18 protein-coding genes are annotated in these 18,816 nt (G+C 68.1%); 12 read left to right on the forward strand and 6 right to left on the reverse strand.

Going from position 1 to position 18,816, the window contains the following annotated elements; translation table 11 throughout:
• The first annotated feature begins 77 nt into the window (after positions 1–77).
• Complete coding sequence (locus tag AC2JAJ_RS10000; RefSeq protein WP_486415996.1) at positions 78–689, forward strand: phosphoribosylanthranilate isomerase; 612 nt, start codon at positions 78–80, stop codon at positions 687–689.
• A 119-nt stretch (positions 690–808) separates the two neighbouring features.
• Entirely contained in the window at positions 809–1,225 is a 417-nt protein-coding gene (locus AC2JAJ_RS10005; protein WP_221383660.1) for a YccF domain-containing protein, read from the forward strand.
• Here the strand turns inward: AC2JAJ_RS10005 and AC2JAJ_RS10010 are convergent.
• Both AC2JAJ_RS10010 and AC2JAJ_RS10015 read right to left on the reverse strand, forming a co-directional pair.
• Entirely contained in the window at positions 1,222–2,064 is an 843-nt protein-coding gene (locus tag AC2JAJ_RS10010; protein ID WP_486415995.1) for a 2-phosphosulfolactate phosphatase, read from the reverse strand. The genes AC2JAJ_RS10005 and AC2JAJ_RS10010 overlap by 4 nt on opposite strands.
• Positions 2,061–2,930, reverse strand: coding sequence for a DUF4031 domain-containing protein (locus AC2JAJ_RS10015; RefSeq protein ID WP_221383658.1), 870 nt, complete (start codon positions 2,928–2,930; stop codon positions 2,061–2,063). Before AC2JAJ_RS10015 ends, AC2JAJ_RS10010 begins: the two co-directional genes overlap by 4 nt.
• Positions 2,931–3,040: 110 nt before the next feature.
• Here AC2JAJ_RS10015 and AC2JAJ_RS10020 point away from each other — a divergent pair, with 110 nt between their 5' ends.
• The 5 genes from AC2JAJ_RS10020 to clpB all read left to right on the forward strand — a co-directional run bounded on the left by AC2JAJ_RS10020 (position 3,041) and on the right by clpB (position 9,046).
• Entirely contained in the window at positions 3,041–3,445 is a 405-nt protein-coding gene (locus AC2JAJ_RS10020; RefSeq protein ID WP_221383657.1) for a TOBE domain-containing protein, read from the forward strand.
• 11 nt (positions 3,446–3,456) lie between these two features.
• On the forward strand, positions 3,457–4,299 hold the full coding sequence (modA, locus tag AC2JAJ_RS10025) for a molybdate ABC transporter substrate-binding protein (protein WP_501053463.1): 843 nt from the start codon (positions 3,457–3,459) through the stop codon (positions 4,297–4,299).
• Entirely contained in the window at positions 4,296–5,150 is an 855-nt protein-coding gene (locus AC2JAJ_RS10030) for an ABC transporter permease (RefSeq protein WP_486415994.1), read from the forward strand. Before modA ends, AC2JAJ_RS10030 begins: the two co-directional genes overlap by 4 nt.
• Positions 5,147–6,238 carry a sulfate/molybdate ABC transporter ATP-binding protein gene (locus AC2JAJ_RS10035; protein ID WP_486415993.1) on the forward strand — a complete coding sequence of 364 codons (1,092 nt, stop codon included), beginning with the start codon at positions 5,147–5,149 and terminating at the stop codon, positions 6,236–6,238. Before AC2JAJ_RS10030 ends, AC2JAJ_RS10035 begins: the two co-directional genes overlap by 4 nt.
• 165 nt (positions 6,239–6,403) lie before the next feature.
• Complete coding sequence (clpB, locus tag AC2JAJ_RS10040) at positions 6,404–9,046, forward strand: ATP-dependent chaperone ClpB (RefSeq protein WP_486415992.1); 2,643 nt, start codon at positions 6,404–6,406, stop codon at positions 9,044–9,046.
• A gap of 42 nt (positions 9,047–9,088) precedes the next feature.
• On the opposite strand, the gene AC2JAJ_RS10045 is transcribed toward clpB, so the two are convergent.
• Positions 9,089–9,766 (reverse strand): septum formation family protein, encoded by a 678-nt coding sequence (locus AC2JAJ_RS10045; RefSeq protein ID WP_486415991.1) that lies wholly within the window; start codon positions 9,764–9,766, stop codon positions 9,089–9,091.
• Between the two features lie 270 nt (positions 9,767–10,036).
• On the opposite strand from AC2JAJ_RS10045, the gene AC2JAJ_RS10050 reads away from it, so the two are divergent.
• Positions 10,037–10,270, forward strand: a complete 234-nt coding sequence (locus AC2JAJ_RS10050; RefSeq protein WP_221383741.1) for a DUF3073 domain-containing protein — start codon at positions 10,037–10,039, stop codon at positions 10,268–10,270.
• A 69-nt stretch (positions 10,271–10,339) separates the two neighbouring features.
• Positions 10,340–11,110 carry a VOC family protein gene (locus AC2JAJ_RS10055; RefSeq protein WP_486415990.1) on the forward strand — a complete coding sequence of 257 codons (771 nt, stop codon included), beginning with the start codon at positions 10,340–10,342 and terminating at the stop codon, positions 11,108–11,110.
• 48 nt (positions 11,111–11,158) lie between these two features.
• Here AC2JAJ_RS10055 and purM read toward each other — a convergent pair whose 3' ends face one another.
• The 3 genes from purM to AC2JAJ_RS10070 are packed head-to-tail and all read right to left on the reverse strand — an operon-like array spanning position 11,159 to position 14,355.
• The gene (gene purM / locus AC2JAJ_RS10060; protein WP_221383649.1) at positions 11,159–12,304 is read right to left on the reverse strand and encodes a phosphoribosylformylglycinamidine cyclo-ligase; all 1,146 of its coding nucleotides are present in this window, start codon (positions 12,302–12,304) and stop codon (positions 11,159–11,161) included.
• Positions 12,301–13,983 carry an amidophosphoribosyltransferase gene (gene purF, locus AC2JAJ_RS10065; RefSeq protein ID WP_473695629.1) on the reverse strand — a complete coding sequence of 561 codons (1,683 nt, stop codon included), beginning with the start codon at positions 13,981–13,983 and terminating at the stop codon, positions 12,301–12,303. The genes purM and purF overlap by 4 nt, the downstream gene beginning before the upstream one ends.
• 57 nt (positions 13,984–14,040) lie before the next feature.
• Positions 14,041–14,355, reverse strand: a complete 315-nt coding sequence (locus AC2JAJ_RS10070; protein WP_221383647.1) for a hypothetical protein — start codon at positions 14,353–14,355, stop codon at positions 14,041–14,043.
• Positions 14,356–14,609: 254 nt separating this feature from the next.
• On the opposite strand from AC2JAJ_RS10070, the gene AC2JAJ_RS10075 reads away from it, so the two are divergent.
• The 3 genes from AC2JAJ_RS10075 to AC2JAJ_RS10085 all read left to right on the forward strand — a co-directional run bounded on the left by AC2JAJ_RS10075 (position 14,610) and on the right by AC2JAJ_RS10085 (position 18,767).
• Entirely contained in the window at positions 14,610–15,695 is a 1,086-nt protein-coding gene (locus AC2JAJ_RS10075; protein ID WP_486415989.1) for an S-(hydroxymethyl)mycothiol dehydrogenase, read from the forward strand.
• A complete protein-coding gene (locus AC2JAJ_RS10080) occupies positions 15,695–16,315 on the forward strand; it encodes an MBL fold metallo-hydrolase (protein ID WP_486415988.1) in 621 nt (206 codons plus the stop codon). Before AC2JAJ_RS10075 ends, AC2JAJ_RS10080 begins: the two co-directional genes overlap by 1 nt.
• Positions 16,316–16,418: 103 nt before the next feature.
• The gene (locus AC2JAJ_RS10085; RefSeq protein WP_486415987.1) at positions 16,419–18,767 is read left to right on the forward strand and encodes an FdhF/YdeP family oxidoreductase; all 2,349 of its coding nucleotides are present in this window, start codon (positions 16,419–16,421) and stop codon (positions 18,765–18,767) included.
• The last annotated feature ends 49 nt before the right edge of the window (positions 18,768–18,816 follow it).

The following is an 18,816-nucleotide window of genomic DNA, read 5'->3' on the forward strand; positions in this document are numbered from 1 at the left end:
GGCGTCGCCGGTTCAGCCCGGTCCCTGCTACTCTCCTGCGGGGGGTCAACACGAAAACAGCCTGAAGGAGCCCGGGAATGTTCGTCAAAGTGTGTGGTCTCAGCACGCCCGAATCAGTCCGCGAAGCGGTGGACGCCGGGGCGGATGCCGTGGGGTTCGTCCTCACCGCCAGCCCGCGCGTGGTTTCGCCGTCGCAGGCCGCCGCCCTGCTGGCAGGGGTGCCCGAGGGTGTTTTGCCCATCGGCGTGTTCCGCGACGAGCCGGTGGCGGACGCCGTCGCCATCGCCCGCGCCGCGGGCCTGGAGTGGATCCAGCTGCACGGGCAACGGTACCGGGCGGACGTGGCAACAGTGCACGACGCCGGCATGAAGCTGATCAGGGCGGTCACCATCGGTGCCGCTCCGGAGGAGTTCGAGGACTGGGGCGAGGACCTGCTCCTGATTGACGCGGCGGTTCCGGGGTCGGGGGAATCCTGGGACTACGCCTCAGTGGCCTCCCTGCCTGTCCTCCAGGGCCGGAAGTGGCTGCTTGCGGGCGGCTTGGAGCCGGGGAACGTGGGCCGGGCGTCGGCAGCGGCCCACGCCTGGGGCGTGGATGTCTCCTCCGGCGTGGAGGCTTCCCGCGGGGTCAAGGACCTGGCAAAGATCCGGGCGTTCGTGGAAGCAGCGAAGGCGGCCGCCACCGTTTAGGCCGGCGGCGCCTCCAAGGCGCCTCCCAGCCCAGGGTCAAGCCAGGGCAGGATCAGGGGAGTCCCCCATCTTTTGGCCTGGGGACGTGTTTTGTCGGTGGCTGGGGGCAGAATGGCTCCATGAAGACACTCCTGAACATCATCTGGCTGGTTTTCGGCGGCTTCTGGCTGGCCCTGGGCTATTTCCTCGCGGGCGTGGTCTGCTGCCTGCTGATCGTGACCATTCCGTGGGGCATCGCCTCGTTCCGGATCGCTGCCTACACGCTGTGGCCCTTCGGCCGGATGGTGGTGGACAAACCCGGCGGCAGCGGAGTCTTCTCCCTGCTGGGCAACGTGATCTGGCTGCTGGTCGCGGGCATCTGGATCGCCATCGGGCACGTCCTGACGGCGTTTGCCATGGCGGTGACCATCATTGGCATCCCGCTGGCCATCGCCAACCTCAAGCTGATTCCGGTGTCCCTGATGCCGCTGGGCAAGCAGATCGTACCCACCAGCACCCCGTTTGCCAGCAACTACCCGGTCAGGAGCTACCGCTAGGAACCGGCCGGCTCCGCCCCGGAAGCGAAGGCTACAGGACGGAATGCCCCGCCCCGCAGGATGGCCACCGAATCGCTGTCATCCAGTTCGGCGGCGATGTCCACGTCAGCCGCATAACCCCCGCCTGACAGTTCCCGGCCGCTGGAACAGTGGTGCAGAAGTTCACGCAACCGCGGCTCGGAGGCCTCGAAAACAGCCATGGCAGCCACCGCCTCGGGAGCGTACCCGTGCCTGCCGTCCCCAGCCTCATAGCCGCCCTTGCCCGCAGCCACCAGCCCGGCGATAACCGCCCCCGCGCCGATCTGGTCCTCGACCGCGGGGCGCAGCGTGCGGTCCGGCCACCGCTCCCCGGCGGCGACCACCGCCACCACGGCGTCGCCGGGAAGGTTCGCGGCCACCCAGTCCGCCGTTGCGGCCGCGTTGCGCAGGCAGGCCACGGCTACCAACGGCACTTCGCCTGCCAGCGCGTGGCACAGCTCCGCCCCGTTCGGGGAAGGCAGGACCAGCCGTTCCAGCGGTCCGGCGCCCCGGATACTCGCCGGCGAGAGGCTGAGGCCGCCTCCGTCCCGCGGCCCGGCGAGTTGTGCATGGTGGTGCGCGGCGAAGTCTTCAGCGCTGGTGTCCCTCCAGGGGTACGGGAAGACCTCGACGCCCTGGTCGAGGGCCACGCTGACACAGGTTCCGAAGGACAGGACATCCACCACCACCGCGATGTCCGCGCCCGGTGCAATGGTCCGGGCACCCTCCAGCCCCCAGTCCAGCCGGACCTCGAAGGGAAGCTGCCGGTGCGCGGCGTTCGCCGAATACGTGTGGCGCGGGTTGGATTGTGGTGCGTTCACGACAGTTCGCCTTCCAGGTTGCGGCGGGCCGCGTCCGTCCAGAGTTCCCTGGCACGCGGATGGTGGAAGAGCGGGTCCAGTTCCAGCAGGTGGCGGACGACGGCGGCCCGGCCGGCAGCGAAGTCGGCGTCGCCAATGTGCGCGTAGTCCTTCCGGACGGCGGCAACGTAGCGGGCGTATTCCTCCGGTTCGCCGCCGAGGACGGAAAGGTCGGCATCGCAGAGGAGGGCGCCGTCGTCGTCACCTGCTTCCGGCCGGTGGTCGGAGGTGAGGCGGACCAGCCGGGCCACTTCGGACACCTCTGCCTCCGGCAATCCGGCTTGCGCCAGGCGTTCTTCCGCCAGGCGGGCAGATTCCTCCTCGTCCTGGCCGGCGGCGCCGCGGTACACGGCGTCGTGGAACCACGCCGCCAGCAGCACGGTCCGCGGCGGTTCGGCAGGTTCGGTGAGCAGGTCCAGGGCCTCCAATACCGAAAGCAGGTGCGTGCAGCCGTGGTAGTGGCGGTGTGGTTCGCTCCACCGGTCCAGCAGGTCCAGGAACAGGGCATCGTGGCCGGGGATGAGGGCCTCCCACCGGTTCAACAGGGGAACCTTCAGCGACTTGTTCCGCCGCCGGGCCGGGATCCGCAGTCCGCTCGCGATCAGTTTGCGGACCAGGACCCTGCCTTCCACGGCAATTGCCCCGGCCGCCACGAGCTCGCCGAGGCGGCGTTCCGGTACGTCGTAATGGTCGCCGTCGAATGCCCGCCCAGGAATTCCCGCGGCCGCAGCGAAGGCGTGCAGTTCCTCGAGGGAGCTGTCTGAGACCATGTGCGAAAAGTGCGTTCCGTGGGCGGGCCACAGCGGGGGATCGATGTAGATGGCCACGGAAGGAAGTCTAGTGCCGTATCCCCGGCAACCACCGGCAAGGTGTGGGGTTCCTCGTTTACGGCGTAAAGTGCTGGTTCTTTTCCGCATCTGCGGGTTAGGATCCCAGCATGGCCCTGATCCGCGTTTCCGAAGCCGCCCGTTTTCTGGGCGTCAGTGACGATACCGTGCGCCGGTGGACGGACCAGGGAACCCTGGCACCCCGGCGCGACGAGTCCGGCAGGCTGGCCGTGGACGGCCTTGAGCTGGCCAACCATGCCCGGAAGCTCGCGCAATTGCCCGAGGACCCGCAACGTGGCGGCAGCTCGGCGCGCAACCGGTTCGTCGGCCTTGTCACCAACGTCGTCGCGGACAAGGTCATGGCGCAGGTGGAACTGCAGTGCGGCCCCTTCCGCGTTGTATCGCTGATGAGTAGCGAAGCGGTGCGCGACCTTGGGCTGGAACCGGGCTCGGTGGCCACCGCCGTGGTCAAGGCGACAACAGTCATCATCGAATCGCCCAAGGGCCGGGCATGATGCGGTCGCGCATGACACGGCTGCCCATCCCCACCGCCAGGGCCAGGGCACTTGCTGCCGTCCTTGCCGCAGGCGCACTCCTGCCGGCCGTGCTCACCGGGTGCGCCCCGGCGGGCGGCACCACGGCGGGTGCGGATGAGCGCACTGGCGCGAGGCCGGCCGGCACCATCACCGTCTTTGCGGCCGCGTCCCTCAAAGGCACCTTCACCGAACTCGCGCATGCCTTCGAGGCTGCCAACCCGGGAAGCTCCGTCACTTTGAGCTTTGCAGGATCCTCGGACCTCGTGGGCCAGATCGGCCAGGGCGCCCCTGCGGACGTCTTCGCGTCGGCCGACGCGGCCAACATGCAGAAGCTGCAGGACGCCGGCCTTGCCGACGGCACACCGCGGAATTTCGCCACCAACACCCTCGCCATCGCCGTGCCGCCCGGCAACCCCGCCGGCATCGGATCGCTGAAGGACCTGGCGCGCCCGGGCGTCAAGCTCGTCACCTGCGCCAGGCAGGTTCCATGCGGGGCCGCAGCGGCCAAGGTGGCGGACGCTGCCGGCCTGGAACTCAGGCCCGTGAGTGAGGAAAACGCGGTCACCGACGTGCTGGGCAAGGTCACTTCCGCCGAGGCAGATGCCGGCCTGGTCTACGCCACGGACATCAACGCCGCCGGAGGCAAGGTCGCGGGTATCGGTTTCGCGGAGTCGCGGGACGCCGTCAACACCTACCCGATCGTCGCGACCACCACGAGCCGGAACAAGGCAACCGCGCAGGCCTTCCTGGACCTGGTCACCGGCGCGGAAGGCCAAAAAGTCCTGGCGGCGGCCGGATTCGGCCCGGCGGACGCGTCCGGCCAGGGCAAATGATGCCACCCGGCAGCACCCCGCACGCCTATACCGCGATCCCGGGCTGGGTCCGGGCTTTGGCGGTCGTTGCCGCCGTCGTCGTGGTCCTCCCGCTGCTGGCCATGGTCCTGCGGGTGGACTGGACACACTTCGTCCCGCTCGTGACGTCCGAATCGTCGCTGACGGCGCTGGCGCTGAGCCTGCGGACCTCTGCGGCCAGCACCGTCCTGTGCATCGTGCTCGGCGTGCCGCTGGCCGTGGTCCTTGCCCGGGACACGTTCCGGCTGCAGGGCCTGCTGCGCTCGCTGGTGCTCCTGCCGCTGGTCCTTCCGCCGGTGGTGGGCGGCATCGCACTGCTTTACACGTTTGGCCGGCAGGGGCTGCTGGGCCGGACCCTGGACGTGCTCGGCCTGCAGATCGCCTTCTCCACCACCGCGGTTGTGCTGGCGCAGACCTTTGTTGCGCTGCCGTTCCTGGTGGTGAGCCTGGAAGGAGCGCTGCGGACGTCCGGATCCCGCTATGAGGCGGTTGCGGCCACCCTGGGCGCGCCGCCGGGCATCGTGTTCCGGCGCGTCACGCTTCCGCTTGTCCTGCCGGGCCTGGCGTCCGGCGCGGTCCTGTCCTTCGCCCGCAGCCTCGGCGAGTTCGGCGCCACGCTGACCTTCGCCGGCAGCCTGCAGGGGGTCACCCGGACCCTGCCGCTGGAGATCTACCTGCAGCGCGAAACAGACCCGGACGCCGCCGTCGCGCTGTCCCTGGTGCTGGTGGCCGTCGCCGTTGCGGTGGTTGCCCTCGCGTACCGCCGCCCTGCCGCAGCCCGGACCGGCTCAGGACGGACGACGGCGGCGCCGGCAGGAGGGAACGTCACGTGACGTTGTCCTACCAGGCAGTCGTGGCAGGGCGGGGTTTCGACGTGGCGCTGACGGTGCGGCCGGGGGAAACCGTGGCGGTCATGGGACCCAACGGCGCGGGCAAGTCCACCCTGTTGTCGAGCATTGCCGGCCTACTGCGGCCGGACAGCGGCCGGGCCGAACTCAACGGCAGGACCCTGTTCCGTCTTGGCCATGAAGCAGGCGGCGGCAAGCAGGCCTGGACGCCCCCGCACCTTCGCGGCACCGCCCTGCTGGCCCAGGAACCGTTGCTCTTCCCGCACTTGAACGCCGCGGACAACGTGGCGTTCGGGCCCCGCAGCACCGGCACCGGCAAGCATGCCGCCAAGGAGCGGGCCGCGCGCTGGCTGGCGGAAGTGGGCGTCGAAGACCTCGCCGGGCGCCGACCCGCCCAACTCTCCGGCGGCCAGGCCCAGCGCGTGGCCGTGGCCCGGGCGCTCGCCGCAGACCCCGCACTCCTCCTGCTCGATGAACCCCTCGCAGCATTGGACATCCACTCGGCCCCGCTGCTGCGCCGCCTCTTCAAGCGCGTCCTCGCGGGAAGGCAGGCCATCATCGTCACCCACGACGTCCTGGACGCGCTGATGCTCGCCGACAGGGTGGTCATCCTGGAAGACGGGAAGATCGCCGAGGAAGGCCCCACCCGGGAGGTGCTGGAGCGTCCCCGCAGCCGGTTCGCCGCCGGCCTGGCCGGACTGAACTTCGTGCCCGGGGTCCTGGACGCTGCCGGGGTGCGGACCGCCGGCGGCCTGGAGATCTCCGGGCATGCCGAAGACCCGGAACCTGGCCCCGGGGAACCCGACCTGACGCCCACGCCGGGCAGCCCCGGCGTCGCCGTCTTCCCGCCGTCGGCAGTATCTGTCTTCCTGGACGACGCCCACGGCAGCCCGCGCAATTCCTTCCCGGTGACCATCACCGACCTTGAGCCGCACGGCGACCAGGTCCGCGTCCGGGCCGGCGGCCTCGCGGCCGACATCACGCCTGCCGCTTCCGCGGACCTCGCGCTGGTCCCTGGAATGACCGTGCACTTCGTGGTCAAGGCGGCCGCCGTGTCCGTGTACGGGACGTAGGCGAAGCTGGCAGCACGGCATCCATGCAGGTGCGGGGAACCCCGGCGGGACTTCCGGCTCTGGACAGCTGTTTCGCCGTGGGCAAACATGGCTAGTGAACCTCGTCCGGCAAAGTTGAGCGTAGTACACTCAACTTAGTCAACAAGCCCCCGAAAGGAGCTCTCTTTGGACGTCAAATTCACCACCAAGAGCCAGGAGGCTCTTTCTGCCGCGGCGATGAACGCCTCGACGGCGGGAAACCCCCAGGTGGAACCGGCCCACCTCCTCAAGGCGCTGATGGACCAGCGGGAGGGCGTCGCCGTCGCACTGCTCCGCGCCACCGGGGCCGATCCCGACGCGGTCAGCGTCCAGGCCAGCAGCGCCATCAAGGCCCTGCCTGCCACCTCCGGCGGCTCCAGCCAGCAGGCGCAGCTGTCCCGCCCGGCCCTCCAGGCCATCCAGCATGCGAAGGAAGAGGCGGACCGGCTGGGGGACAGCTTCGTGTCCACCGAGGTTCTCCTGATTGGCATCTCGGCCGGCAACGAGGCCGCTGCACGCCTGCTGCGCGATGCCGGCGCCTCGCGCGAGGCGCTGCTCGCCGCGCTCCCCGGTGTCCGCGGCGACCGCAAGGTGGACAGTCCCGACCCCGAGAACACTTTCCAGGCGCTTGAGAAGTACGGCACGGACCTCACCGCGATGGCGCGCTCGGGCAAGCTTGACCCCGTGATTGGCCGTGACTCCGAAATCAGGCGCGTCGTCCAGGTCCTGTCCCGGCGCACCAAGAACAATCCGGTACTGATCGGCGAACCGGGCGTGGGCAAGACCGCCGTCGTGGAAGGGCTCGCGCAGCGGATGGTGGCGGGCGACGTCCCCGAAAGCCTGCGCGGCAAGACGCTGATCTCCCTGGACCTCGGCTCCATGGTTGCGGGCGCGAAGTACCGCGGTGAGTTCGAGGAGCGGCTGAAAGCGGTCCTTGAGGAGATCAAGGGCTCGGAAGGCCAGATCGTCACCTTCATCGACGAGATCCACACCGTGGTCGGTGCCGGCGCCACCGGGGACTCCTCCATGGACGCCGGCAATATGCTCAAGCCCATGCTGGCCCGCGGCGAACTCCGGTTGATCGGGGCCACCACGCTGGACGAATACCGCGAAAACATCGAAAAGGACGCGGCCCTGGAACGCCGCTTCCAGCAGGTCTACGTCGGCGAGCCCAGCGTGGAGGACACCATCGGCATCCTCCGCGGCCTCAAGGAGCGCTACGAGGCGCACCACAAGGTGTCCATCGCGGATTCCGCCCTGGTGGCCGCCGCAACTCTCTCCAACCGCTACATTTCCGGCCGCCAGCTGCCGGACAAGGCGATCGACCTGGTGGACGAGGCCGCCTCCCGGCTGCGCATGGAGATCGACTCCGCCCCGGAGGAGATTGACCAGCTGCGCCGGCAGGTGGACCGGCTCACCATGGAGGAGCTGGCCCTGTCCGGGGAATCCGACCCCGCTTCGGTGGAGCGGCTGGCTGCACTGCGTGCCGACAAGGCTGACAAGGAAGAGGAGCTCTCGGCGCTGAACGCGCGCTGGGAGGCCGAAAAGGCAGGCCTTAACCGGGTGGGCGACCTGAAGGCGAAGCTGGACGAGCTGCGCTCCGCCGCGGACAAGGCGCAGCGTGAGGGCGACCTGGAGGCTGCCTCCCGGATCCTCTACGGCGAAATCCCCGCCCTCGAGCGCGAGCTGAACGCCGCTGCCGAAGCCGAGGCGGCGGTGGGGGAGAAGCCGGCCCAGATGGTGGCCGAGGAAGTGACGGCGGAGGATATCGCCGAGGTGATTTCCGCCTGGACCGGAATCCCCGCCGGCCGGATGCTGCAGGGCGAAAGCCAGAAGCTGCTGCACATGGAGGAGGAGCTGGGCAGGCGGCTCATCGGCCAGTCCAAGGCCGTGGCTGCTGTCTCCGATGCCGTCCGCCGTGCGCGGGCAGGCATCAGCGACCCCAACCGGCCCACAGGTTCGTTCCTGTTCCTGGGCCCCACCGGCGTCGGCAAGACCGAGCTGGCCAAGGCGCTGGCGGACTTCCTGTTCGACGATGAACGAGCCATGGTGCGCATCGACATGTCCGAGTACGGCGAGAAGCACTCCGTGGCCAGGCTGGTCGGTGCGCCTCCGGGATACGTCGGGTACGAGGAGGGCGGCCAGCTGACCGAGGCCGTCCGCCGCCGCCCGTACTCCGTGGTGCTGCTGGACGAGGTGGAAAAGGCCCACCCCGAGGTCTTCGACATCCTCCTGCAGGTGCTCGACGACGGCCGGCTCACCGACGGGCAGGGCCGCACCGTGGACTTCCGCAACGTGATCCTGGTGCTCACCTCGAACCTGGGCAGCCAGTTCCTGGTGGACCAGACCTTGGACGCCGAGGCCAAGCGGAGTGCCGTCATGGCCACCGTGAACGCGTCCTTCAAGCCGGAGTTCCTTAACCGGCTCGATGAGGTAGTGCTGTTCGATGCGCTGTCGATGGAGGAACTGGGGCATATCGTGGAGCTGCACGTGGCCGAGCTGGGCCGGCGGCTGCGCGAACGGCGCCTCAGCCTGGAGGTCACGGACGGGGCGAAGGCGTGGCTGGCACTGTCCGGCTACGACCCGGCCTACGGCGCCCGGCCGCTGCGCCGCCTGGTGCAGCGGGAGATCGGCGACCGGCTGGCCAAGGGCATCCTGGCCGGCGAGATCAGCGACGGCGACACCGTCCTGGTTGATACCGCAGCCGACCTGGACGAGCTGACCAATGGGAACGTCGACGCCCTGACGGGTACCCCCACCTCGGGCCTGTCGGTGCGGCGGAAGGACTAACGCGTCACCTAATGCAGGAGTGCTGCCCCGGCGGGATGGCCGTCAGGGCAGCACGCTTGCGTTAATGACGTTGCCGCCATCGGCCGTAACGTAGCAGTCCACACGGCGGTCGCCCGATTCCCAGCTGGTGCTGCTGGGAAAACTGCGCTGGAAGTTGAGCTGGTACTGGTTGGCCGCGGGGCCCAGCCTGGCCGCCTGGCAGGCCTCCAGCGCCTTGGCCTTCAAGGCCTCCGCCCCCGGGTACGCGGCCTCCCCGGGGTAGTGGAACACGGCCACCAACTGCGCCGAGTGGCCCGTGTCGCACGGCACCAGGGAGGACGCCAGGGCTTCGGGATCGAAGTCCTTGAAGCAGTCGCCCAGGGAGTACTGCGCAGGCGCCACGCCGTCCCGCGGCAGGGGCAGGGGAGTGGCGGCCGGGGTGGCGGTGGTCTGCAGCACGCCGGAAGCCTCTGGCGCCGCCAGGTCCTGGCCGGAGTCCGCGTTCAGCCACAGGGCCAGCCACACCAGCCCGGCAACAACGGCCAGGATGACGACGGCGAACAGCGCCTTCCAGAGTGCGGGCCCCCTGTGTGCAGGCTGGGGCTGCCCGGGGTCGGGGTGCGGCTGGGACCAGGTGACCGACGCGGGCGCTGGTACCGGTCCGTCGCCCGCGCCGTGGACCCGGGGCATGCCTCCCGTTGGCGGGGACGCGGGCTTTGGCGGGATGTCCTGGTGGTTCACGGGCGTGGATCTCCTGGTTTCGTTCCGCGGCTCGCCGGAAAGCCGGCCAAAATCGGCAGTTCTTAAGTGACTCTACCGAAGAAAAAAGCCGGAATCCCGCGGGCGGAGGTGCGTCATGGTACCCCACGACGGCGCCCGGGCCCCGTGCTGGCAAGCGGGGGCCGCCGAAAGCATGTAATCTAGGTGTACGACAAATTGACCAAACATTCCGGGGCCTCACCGATCGCCAAGGTGACCACCTCCGGTCCAAGTACAAAAGGGGGTCACGCCATGGGGCGCGGCCGTCAAAAGGCAAAAGCTACCAAGCAGGCTCGGGATATTAAGTACTACTCCCCGAACACTGACTACTCGGCACTTCAGCGTGAGCTGACGGGCCCGGGCAGTCGTTCAACGAGCCGTTACTCGAATGAACCGGTTGAACCGGACTATTCGGCTTACGTGGACAAGTACGCGGATGATTTGGATGACGATGACGACGAGGTAGACCACCGTCGCATCGGTTAGTCGTTGTTGCAGGCTGCGCCCGCCGGTTTAACCCGGGCGCCCAGGGTTTGACGCTGGTAGCCTGACCGGATGACTGTCCGTACCAACTACGCCAACGGCGAGCCCTGCTGGGCTGACCTGCAGGCTCCTGACGTTGCCGCCGCGAAAGACTTTTATGGCCGGCTGTTCGGCTGGACCTACGAGGACTTTCCCACCCCGGACGGCCGCCGTTATGCGCAGGCCTTCAGGGATGGCCGGCTGGTTGCCACCATCGCTCCCCAGGGTCCCCTGCAGCGGGCTGGAACGCCTGCCCAGTGGAACGTCTACTTCGCGGCCACGGATGCTGCGGCCCTGCTGGAGGATGCCGTCCACACCGGCGGCGAGGTCCAGTTCGGGCCGGAGAAGGTGGGCGACACCGGCGTGCTGGCCTTCCTCGCCCCGCCCGGCGGCGGGACCACCGGCATCTGGCAGGCCGGAACGCACTGCGGAAGCCAACTTTTCAACGAGCCCGGTGCGCTGGCCTGGGCGGAACTTTTGACGCCCGAGCCGCAGGCCGCCGTCGGCTTCTTCCAGCAGCTGTTCGGGCACGAGGTCACCGAATATCCGCAGGACGATGGCGGCAGCTACAGCACGCTGCTCATCAACGGCCGCGAGGTGGCTGGCGTTGTTCCTGCAGAAGAGGGCGACGAAGCCGGCTGGCAGATCTACTTCGGCGTGGCCGATGTCCGCAGCGCAGCTGACGCCGCGATCCAGGCCGGGGGCGAAGTACTCGTGGAGCCGGACGAGCAGCCGGCTGACGGCTCCCTGGCCACCATTCGGGATCCGCAGGGCGGTGTCCTCAGCCTCATCCAGGTCGCTTAAAGACGTCGGGTCCCCGCCAAACGGCGGGGACCCGAGGCGCTTAGGGCTTTACGCGTAGGCGTTGACCAGGCGGACGGCGCCGCCATCCACGCCCTTGGCACCCTGCACGTAATCCGGGCCGGACTTCAGGATGGAGTCTGAATCCTCGGTGACCGTGCCCATGATCCAGGACGGCAGCCCGCGTTCGTTCAGACGCGCGACGGCGGCATCAGCGGCTTCGGGGGACACGATGGCCACCATGCCCACCCCGAGGTTCAGGGTGCGTTCGAGGTCCGCCAGTGGGACGTTGCCCAGTTCGGACACCAGCTTGAAGATGGCCGGCAGCTCCCAGGTGGCGCGGTCCACGGTGGCCACCAGGCCCTGCGGGAGGACGCGTGCCAGGTTGGCCGCAAGCCCGCCGCCGGTGACATGGCTGAAGCCGTGGACGGCAGCCCCGGAGTTCACCGGGAAGGTGCGGGCGAGGTCCAGGCAGTCGGCCGCGTAGACGCGGGTGGGCTCCAGGAGTTCCTCACCCAGGGTGCGGCCCAGCTCGGAGACCTGGCGGTCCAGTGCCCAGCCGGCGTGGTTGATCACGCGGCGGACCAGGGAGTAGCCGTTGGAGTGCAGGCCGGAGGAGGCCATGCCGATCACCACGTCGCCGGCGCGGACGCGGTCCGGACCCAGCAGGGCGTCGGCTTCCACCACGCCGGTGGCGGCACCGGCAACGTCGTATTCGTGCTCGCCCAGCAGGCCGGGGTGCTCGGCGGTTTCACCGCCCACCAGTGCCGTGCCGGCGACGGAGCAGGCCGAGGCGATGCCGCGGACAATGCCGGCGATGCGCTCGGGCACTACCTTGCCGCAGGCAATGTAGTCAGTCATGTACAGCGGCTCGGCGCCCACCACCACGATGTCGTCCACCACCATGCCCACCAGGTCGAAGCCGATGGTGTCGTGGATGTCCATGGCCTGGGCAATGGCCACCTTCGTGCCGACGCCGTCCGTGGACGTGGCCAGCAGGGGCCTCTTGTACGTCAGCAGCTTGGAGACGTCGTAGAGGCCGGCGAAGCCGCCCACCCCGCCGATCACCGAGGAGTTGTGGGTTGCCTTGACGGCATCCTTCATGAGCTCGACGGCGCGGTCCCCGGCTTCAACGTCAACGCCTGCGGAGGCGTAGGTGATGCCGGAGTTCTCTGCGGCGGGGGTAGCGGAAGTCATACGGAGTCCTTCTTGTCGGCGCTGGTGGCGGCGTGCACGTCGGGCACGAGGTCGGCTTCGGTCAGCAGGTTCTCGAATTCGGAGTCCGGCCCGGGATCGCAGCCGGTGGCGCCGGCTTTTTCTGCCGGATCCTCCGTGGCGTCAACGGCCAGGGCGGCGGTCTCGCCGGGGAGCGCGGAGGGCGAGGGCTTCAGGCCGGCGGCCTTTCCGACAGAGTCGGGGCGCTCCAGCAGGTTCTTGCCCAGCTTGTCGGCGTCCGGGAGCTTGATGGGGTACTTGCCCGTGAAGCAGGCGGTGCAGAGGCGCTCCCGCGGCTGCCGGGTGGCGCCGATCATGCCGTCCTCGGAGATGTAAGCCAGCGAGTCGGCGCCGATCGCCTGCGAGATCTCCTCGATGGTGGCACCGTTGGCGATGAGCTCAGCCCGGGAGGCGAAGTCGATGCCGTAGAAGCACGGCCACTGGACGGGCGGGGAGGAAATCTTGACGTGGACGGCGGCGGCGCCCGCTTCGCGGAGCATCCGGACGATGGCGCGCTGGGTGTTGCCGCGGACGATGGAATCGTCCACCACCACCACGCGCTTGCCGCGGATCACGGACTCCAGCGCGTTGAGCTTGAGCCGGATGCCCAGCTGGCGCAGGGTCTGCGACGGCTGGATGAACGTGCGGCCCACGTACGAGTTCTTGACGAAGCCGTGGGCGAAGGGGATGCCGGATTCCTCGGCATAACCCACCGCTGCGGGAGTTCCGGATTCCGGGACGGGAATGACGATGTCCGCCGCCTGGGTGTTTTCCCGGGCCAACTGGCGGCCCATCTCCACACGGGACTCGTACACGGAGCGGCCCGCAATGGCTGCGTCCGGCCGCGCCAGGTAGACGTACTCGAAGACGCAGCCAGCCGGCGTCGGGTCCGCGAAGCGCTTGGTGCGAACGCCCTCTTCGTCGATGGCAATGAATTCGCCGGGCTCGATCTCGCGGATGAAGCTGGCGCCGACGGTGGCGAGTGCGGACTGCTCCGAGGCGACCACCCAGCCCCGCTCCAGCCGCCCCAGGACCAGTGGGCGGATGCCGAAGGTGTCGCGTGCGGCGTAGAGGGTGCCTTCGTCCATGAAGACGAAGCAGAACCCGCCCTTGATCTTGGGCAGCAGTTCGGTGGCGGTCTCTTCGAGGGTCTTGCCCGGCTCGCCCTCCAGCAGTGCCGTGACCAGGGCGGTGTCCGAGGTGTTGCCCTGCTTCATCTCACCGGTCAGGTTGCCGCCGTTGCGCTCCTGGATCATCGCGTTTAGTTCGGCGGTGTTGGTGAGGTTGCCGTTGTGGGCCAGGGCCACGGTTCCCGTTGCGGTGGCGCCCAGCGTGGGCTGGGCGTTGGCCCAGTGGCTGGCGCCGGTGGTGGAATACCGGCAGTGGCCCACGGCCAGGTGCCCGGTCAGGGTGTTCAGCGTGGTCTCGTCGAAGACCTGGGATACGAGTCCCATGTCCTTGTAGACGTTGATCCGCTTGCCGTCGCTGGTAGCTATACCAGCCGACTCCTGACCACGGTGCTGCAGAGCATACAGCCCGTAATAGGTAAGTTTTGCTACTTCTTCGCCCGGTGCCCAGACGCCGAAGACGCCGCAAGCGTCCTGCGGGCCTTTTTCGCCGGGGAGAAGATCATGGGAAAGTTTTCCATCGCCGCGTGCCACTGGTCGATTATCTCACGACATGCGGTATGACTTTTGCGGCCGCCGGTTTGTGACCCGCTAGGCCTGGGGATCGGTGTCCGGCTCCGAATCGGGAACCGCTTCCACCACGGCGCGCTGCTGCCGCTTGACGCTGCGGCGGTCCAGGACCAGGGCGAGCACGGCACCCAGGATCGCCCCGCCGGCGGCGAACATCACCATGAAGAAACCGAAGACTGCGCCGGGGTCGAAACTTGCGTCGCCCGGCAGCGCGTAGGCCACTATGGCCGCAGCCACCACACCCACCAAACCACCCAGGATAAGGAACGGGACGTATTTGGGCGCCCGCCGGACGCTAACCTCGCGCCGCTCGGCAGGGTGTTCTTCAAAAGCCATGCCATCCAGCCTACTGCCACCGGACACGGCAGCGGAGTCCAACGCATCACTGGCCTGCAACTGATATATCTATTGACATCGAGTGTGGCCGCTGACATATTTTCAAGTAGCACCATGCGCACCGTGTTGTGTAATGCGCAATTGGGCTAATCGTCATGTCTGGACTGCGGCAGCGTCGAACAGGTGCGTCAGCTAGATTGGCACGGATTGCCGACTCATCGGGCTGCCAAGGTCCAGGAAAGGAACACAGAACAATGGTTCATAAGGTTCAAGCAGTCATCGTCCGGGAGAAGAACGCCCCGGTTTCACTGGAGACCATCCTGGTTCCGGATCCGGGTCCCGGGGAGGCGCTGGTGGACATCATCACCTGCGGCGTCTGCCACACGGACCTGCACTACAAGCAGGGCGGCATCGGCGACGACTTCCCCTACCTGCTGGGCCACGAGGCCACCGGCGTTGTCAGCGCCGTCGGCCCGGACGTTACCTCCGTGGCGCCCGGTGACCGGGTCATCCTGAACTGGCGCGCGGTGTGCGGTGAGTGCCGCGCCTGCGCCAAGGGCCAGCCGCAGTACTGCTTCAACACCCACAACGCCACCCAGAAAATGACCCTCGAGGACGGCACGGAACTTTCCCCGGCGCTGGGCATCGGTGCGTTCGCGGAAAAGACCCTGGTAGCCGCCGGACAGTGCACCAAAGTGGACCCGGATGTTGACGCTGCCGCCGTGGGCCTGCTGGGCTGCGGCATCATGGCCGGCATCGGCGCGGCGATCAACACCGGCGAGGTCAAGCGCGGCGAGTCCGTGGCAGTGATCGGCTGCGGCGGCGTGGGCATCGCCGCGATCGCAGGGGCCAGGCTGGCGGGCGCGACGACGATCATCGCCGTGGACATCGACGACAACAAGATCGGGATGGCCAAGTCCCTGGGCGCCACCCACGGGATCAACTCCAAGCAGGAGGACGCGGTGGAAGCCATCCGCGCCCTCACCGGAGGCTTTGGAGCGGACGTGGTGATTGACGCCGTCGGCCGTCCCGAAACCTATAAGCAGGCGTTCTACGCCCGCGACCTTGCCGGCCGCGTGGTCCTGGTCGGTGTCCCGACGCCGGAGATGAAGCTGGAACTGCCGCTGCTGGACGTCTTTGGCCGCGGCGGCTCCCTGAAGTCTTCCTGGTACGGCGACTGCCTGCCGTCCCGCGACTTCCCCATGCTCGTGTCGCACTACAAGCAGGGCAACCTGGACCTGGACGCGTTCGTTTCCGAGCGCATCACCATCGACCAGGTGGAGGAGGCCTTCGACAAGATGCACGAGGGCAAGGTCCTGCGTTCGGTGGTGGAAATCTAATGGCGGTCACCATCGAGAACCTGGTCACCTCGGGAACGTTTTCGCTCGACGGCGGCACCTGGGACGTGGACAACAACGTCTGGATCATTGGTAATGATGAGGAATGCGTGGTCATCGACGCGCCCCACGATGCCGCCGCGATCATCAACCAGGTCAGAGGCCGCAAGGTCAAGGCCATCCTGCTCACGCACGCGCACAATGACCACATCGGTGCCGCCCGCGGGGTCGCCGACGCCCTGGGCGCGCCGATCTACCTGAACTCCGAAGATTTGGTGTTGTGGGAGCAGGTCTATCCGGATGCCAAGCCGGACCGCTACCACTCCGACGGTGACGTGTTCGAAGTGGGCGGGGCAACGCTGCGCGCCATCCACACGCCCGGGCACTCCCCGGGATCCACGTGCTTCTACCTGGAAAGCGAAGGAACGGTCTTCACCGGGGACACGCTGTTCAACGGCGGCCCGGGTGCCACCGGCCGGTCCTACAGCGACTACCCGACCATCCTTGCCTCCATCCGCGAGCGGCTCCTGACGCTGCCTGCGGAAACGGTGGTCCGCACCGGCCACGGCGACAGCACCACCATCGCCGCAGAGCAGGAAACGCTGGCAAAGGTCCCGCAGTAGCCAAACCACAGCATCAGAGTGTGCCGGGAGGGGCGCGCCGGGACGCCCTGGCGCGCCCTTCCTGCCGATTGAAGAAATCCATGCCCGTAAGGAAGTTGGAACGATGAAGTTCGGTAAGCAGCCCGCACCCGTTGCGGACATCAACGAGGACAAGCTCGAGGTCCACAAGCCCAAAACCGAGGCCGCGGGCGTCAAGGCCGTCATGGTGGCCCTGGAGCGCGCCGTGGCCCAGGCGGGAGTGGCCCGCACGGCCCATTCGTTGCTCCGCCTCAACCAGCGTGGCGGGTTCGACTGCCCGGGCTGCGCCTGGCCGGAATCGGACAAGAAGCGCAAGACCGCCGAGTTCTGCGAAAACGGCGCCAAGGCGGTGGCCGAGGAGAACACCCTGCGCACCGTGGGTGCCGAGTTCTGGGCCAAGCACTCGATCGCGGAGCTGTCCACGAAGACGGAATACTGGCTCGGCAACCAGGGCCGGCTTTCCGAACCGGTGGTGATCCGGGAAGGCGAGACGCACTACTCGCCCATTTCCTGGAATGACGCGTTCGAGCTGATCGGCGAGCACATCCGAGCCAGCACCCCTGACCGGTGCGTCTTCTACACGTCCGGCCGCACCGCCAACGAGACCGCCTTCCTGTACCAGCTGTTCGCCCGGTCGCTGGGCACCAACAACCTGCCGGACTGCTCCAACATGTGCCACGAGTCCTCCGGCTCGGCACTGAACCCGACCATCGGAATCGGCAAGGGCACGGTGTCCCTGGACGACATCCACGACGCCGAACTCATCTTCGTTGTGGGCCAGAACCCCGGCACGAACCACCCCCGCATGCTGTCGGCTTTGAAGGAGTGCAAGGACAAGGGCGGCAAGGTGGTGGCCGTGAACCCGCTGCCCGAGGCCGGGCTGTTCAACTTCCGGGACCCCCAGACGCTCTCCGGCGTGGTGGGTGGCGGAACGCCGCTGGCAGATGAGTACCTGCAGATCAAGGTCGGCGGCGACCTGGCACTGTTCCAGGCACTCGGCCACCTGCTGCTCGAAGCCGAGGAACAAAACCCGGGGACCGTCGTCGACCATTCCTTCATCGCCGCCCAGACGGACGGGTTCGATGCCTACCGCGAGGCCCGCCGCACCTTGGACTGGGACGAGACGGAAAAGGCAACCGGCCTGACGAGGGCGCAGATCGAGAAAGTGGCCGGGATGCTGGTGGCGTCCAAGGCCTCGATTTTCTGCTGGGCCCTGGGCGTGACGCAGCAGCCGCACTCGGTCGACACCATCAAGGAGATGGTCAACGTCCTGCTGCTGCAAGGCAACTTCGGCAAGCCCGGTGCCGGCGCCTGCCCGGTGCGCGGGCACTCGAACGTGCAGGGCGACCGGACCATGGGCATCTGGGAAAAGCCGAAGGAATGGCTCCTCACGGCTTTGGACAACGAGTTCGGCATCACCTCCCCGCGCCACCACGGGTTTGACGCGGTGGAGTCGATGGAGGCGTTCGAGCGCGACGAGGTGGACGTGTTCGTCTCGATGGGCGGCAACTTCTCGCTCGCCTGCTCGGACACCGAGGCTTTGGAGGCCGGGATGCAGCGGATCGGGCTGACCGTGCACATCAGCACCAAGCCCAACCGCTCGCATGTGGTGCATGGCCGGACGTCGCTGATCCTGCCCACCCTGGGCCGGACGGACAAGGACGACAAACACCCCAAGGGCGCACAGTTCCTGTCCGTGGAGGATTCCATGTCCGTGGTCCACTCCACGCAGGGGCGGCTGACCCCGGTCTCCGAGCACCTGCTCGCCGAGCCCGTGATCGTGGCGCGGATGGCCGAGGCCACCTTCGGTCCGGAGCACCCGGTGGACTGGCGGGGCATGGCCGAGGACTACGATGTGATCCGCGACCACATCGCCCGCGTCCTGCCCGGCTTCGAGGACTTCAACGCCCGCGTCCGGACCAAGAACGGCTTCGTGCTGCCCAACCCGCCGCGCGACACCCGGTCCTTCGCCACGGACATCGGCCGCGGCCGGTTCACCGTCAGCCCGCTGGAGTACCTGACCCCGCCGCCCGGGCACCTGGTGCTGCAGACCATCCGCAGCCACGACCAGTACAACACCACGTTCTACGGCCTGGACGACCGCTACCGCGGCATCTCGGACGGCCGCCGCGTCATCCTGATCCACCCCGAGGACCTTGCCGAATCCGGCTTCCAGGACCGGGAGCTCGTGGACGTGGTCAGCACCTTCCAGGGCGTGGACCGCCGCGCGGACAAGTTCCGCCTGGTGGCCTACCCGACTGCCAAGGGCTGCGCCGCGGCGTACTTCCCCGAGGCCAACGCCCTGGTCCACAAGGAGAACGTGGCCCGCATCTCCAACACCCCCGGCTTCAAAGCCATGTTCGTCCGCTTCGAACCCCACAAGGGCGGGGAAGCGGTGGCCGAAGAGGCAGGATTGCTGCAGGCCAGCGTGTAGATGGCGCGACAGAGCGCCCCTGCGTCCCCGGCTGGATAACAGCGGGGAG

Source organism: Arthrobacter sp. MOO21 (assembly GCF_057369995.2).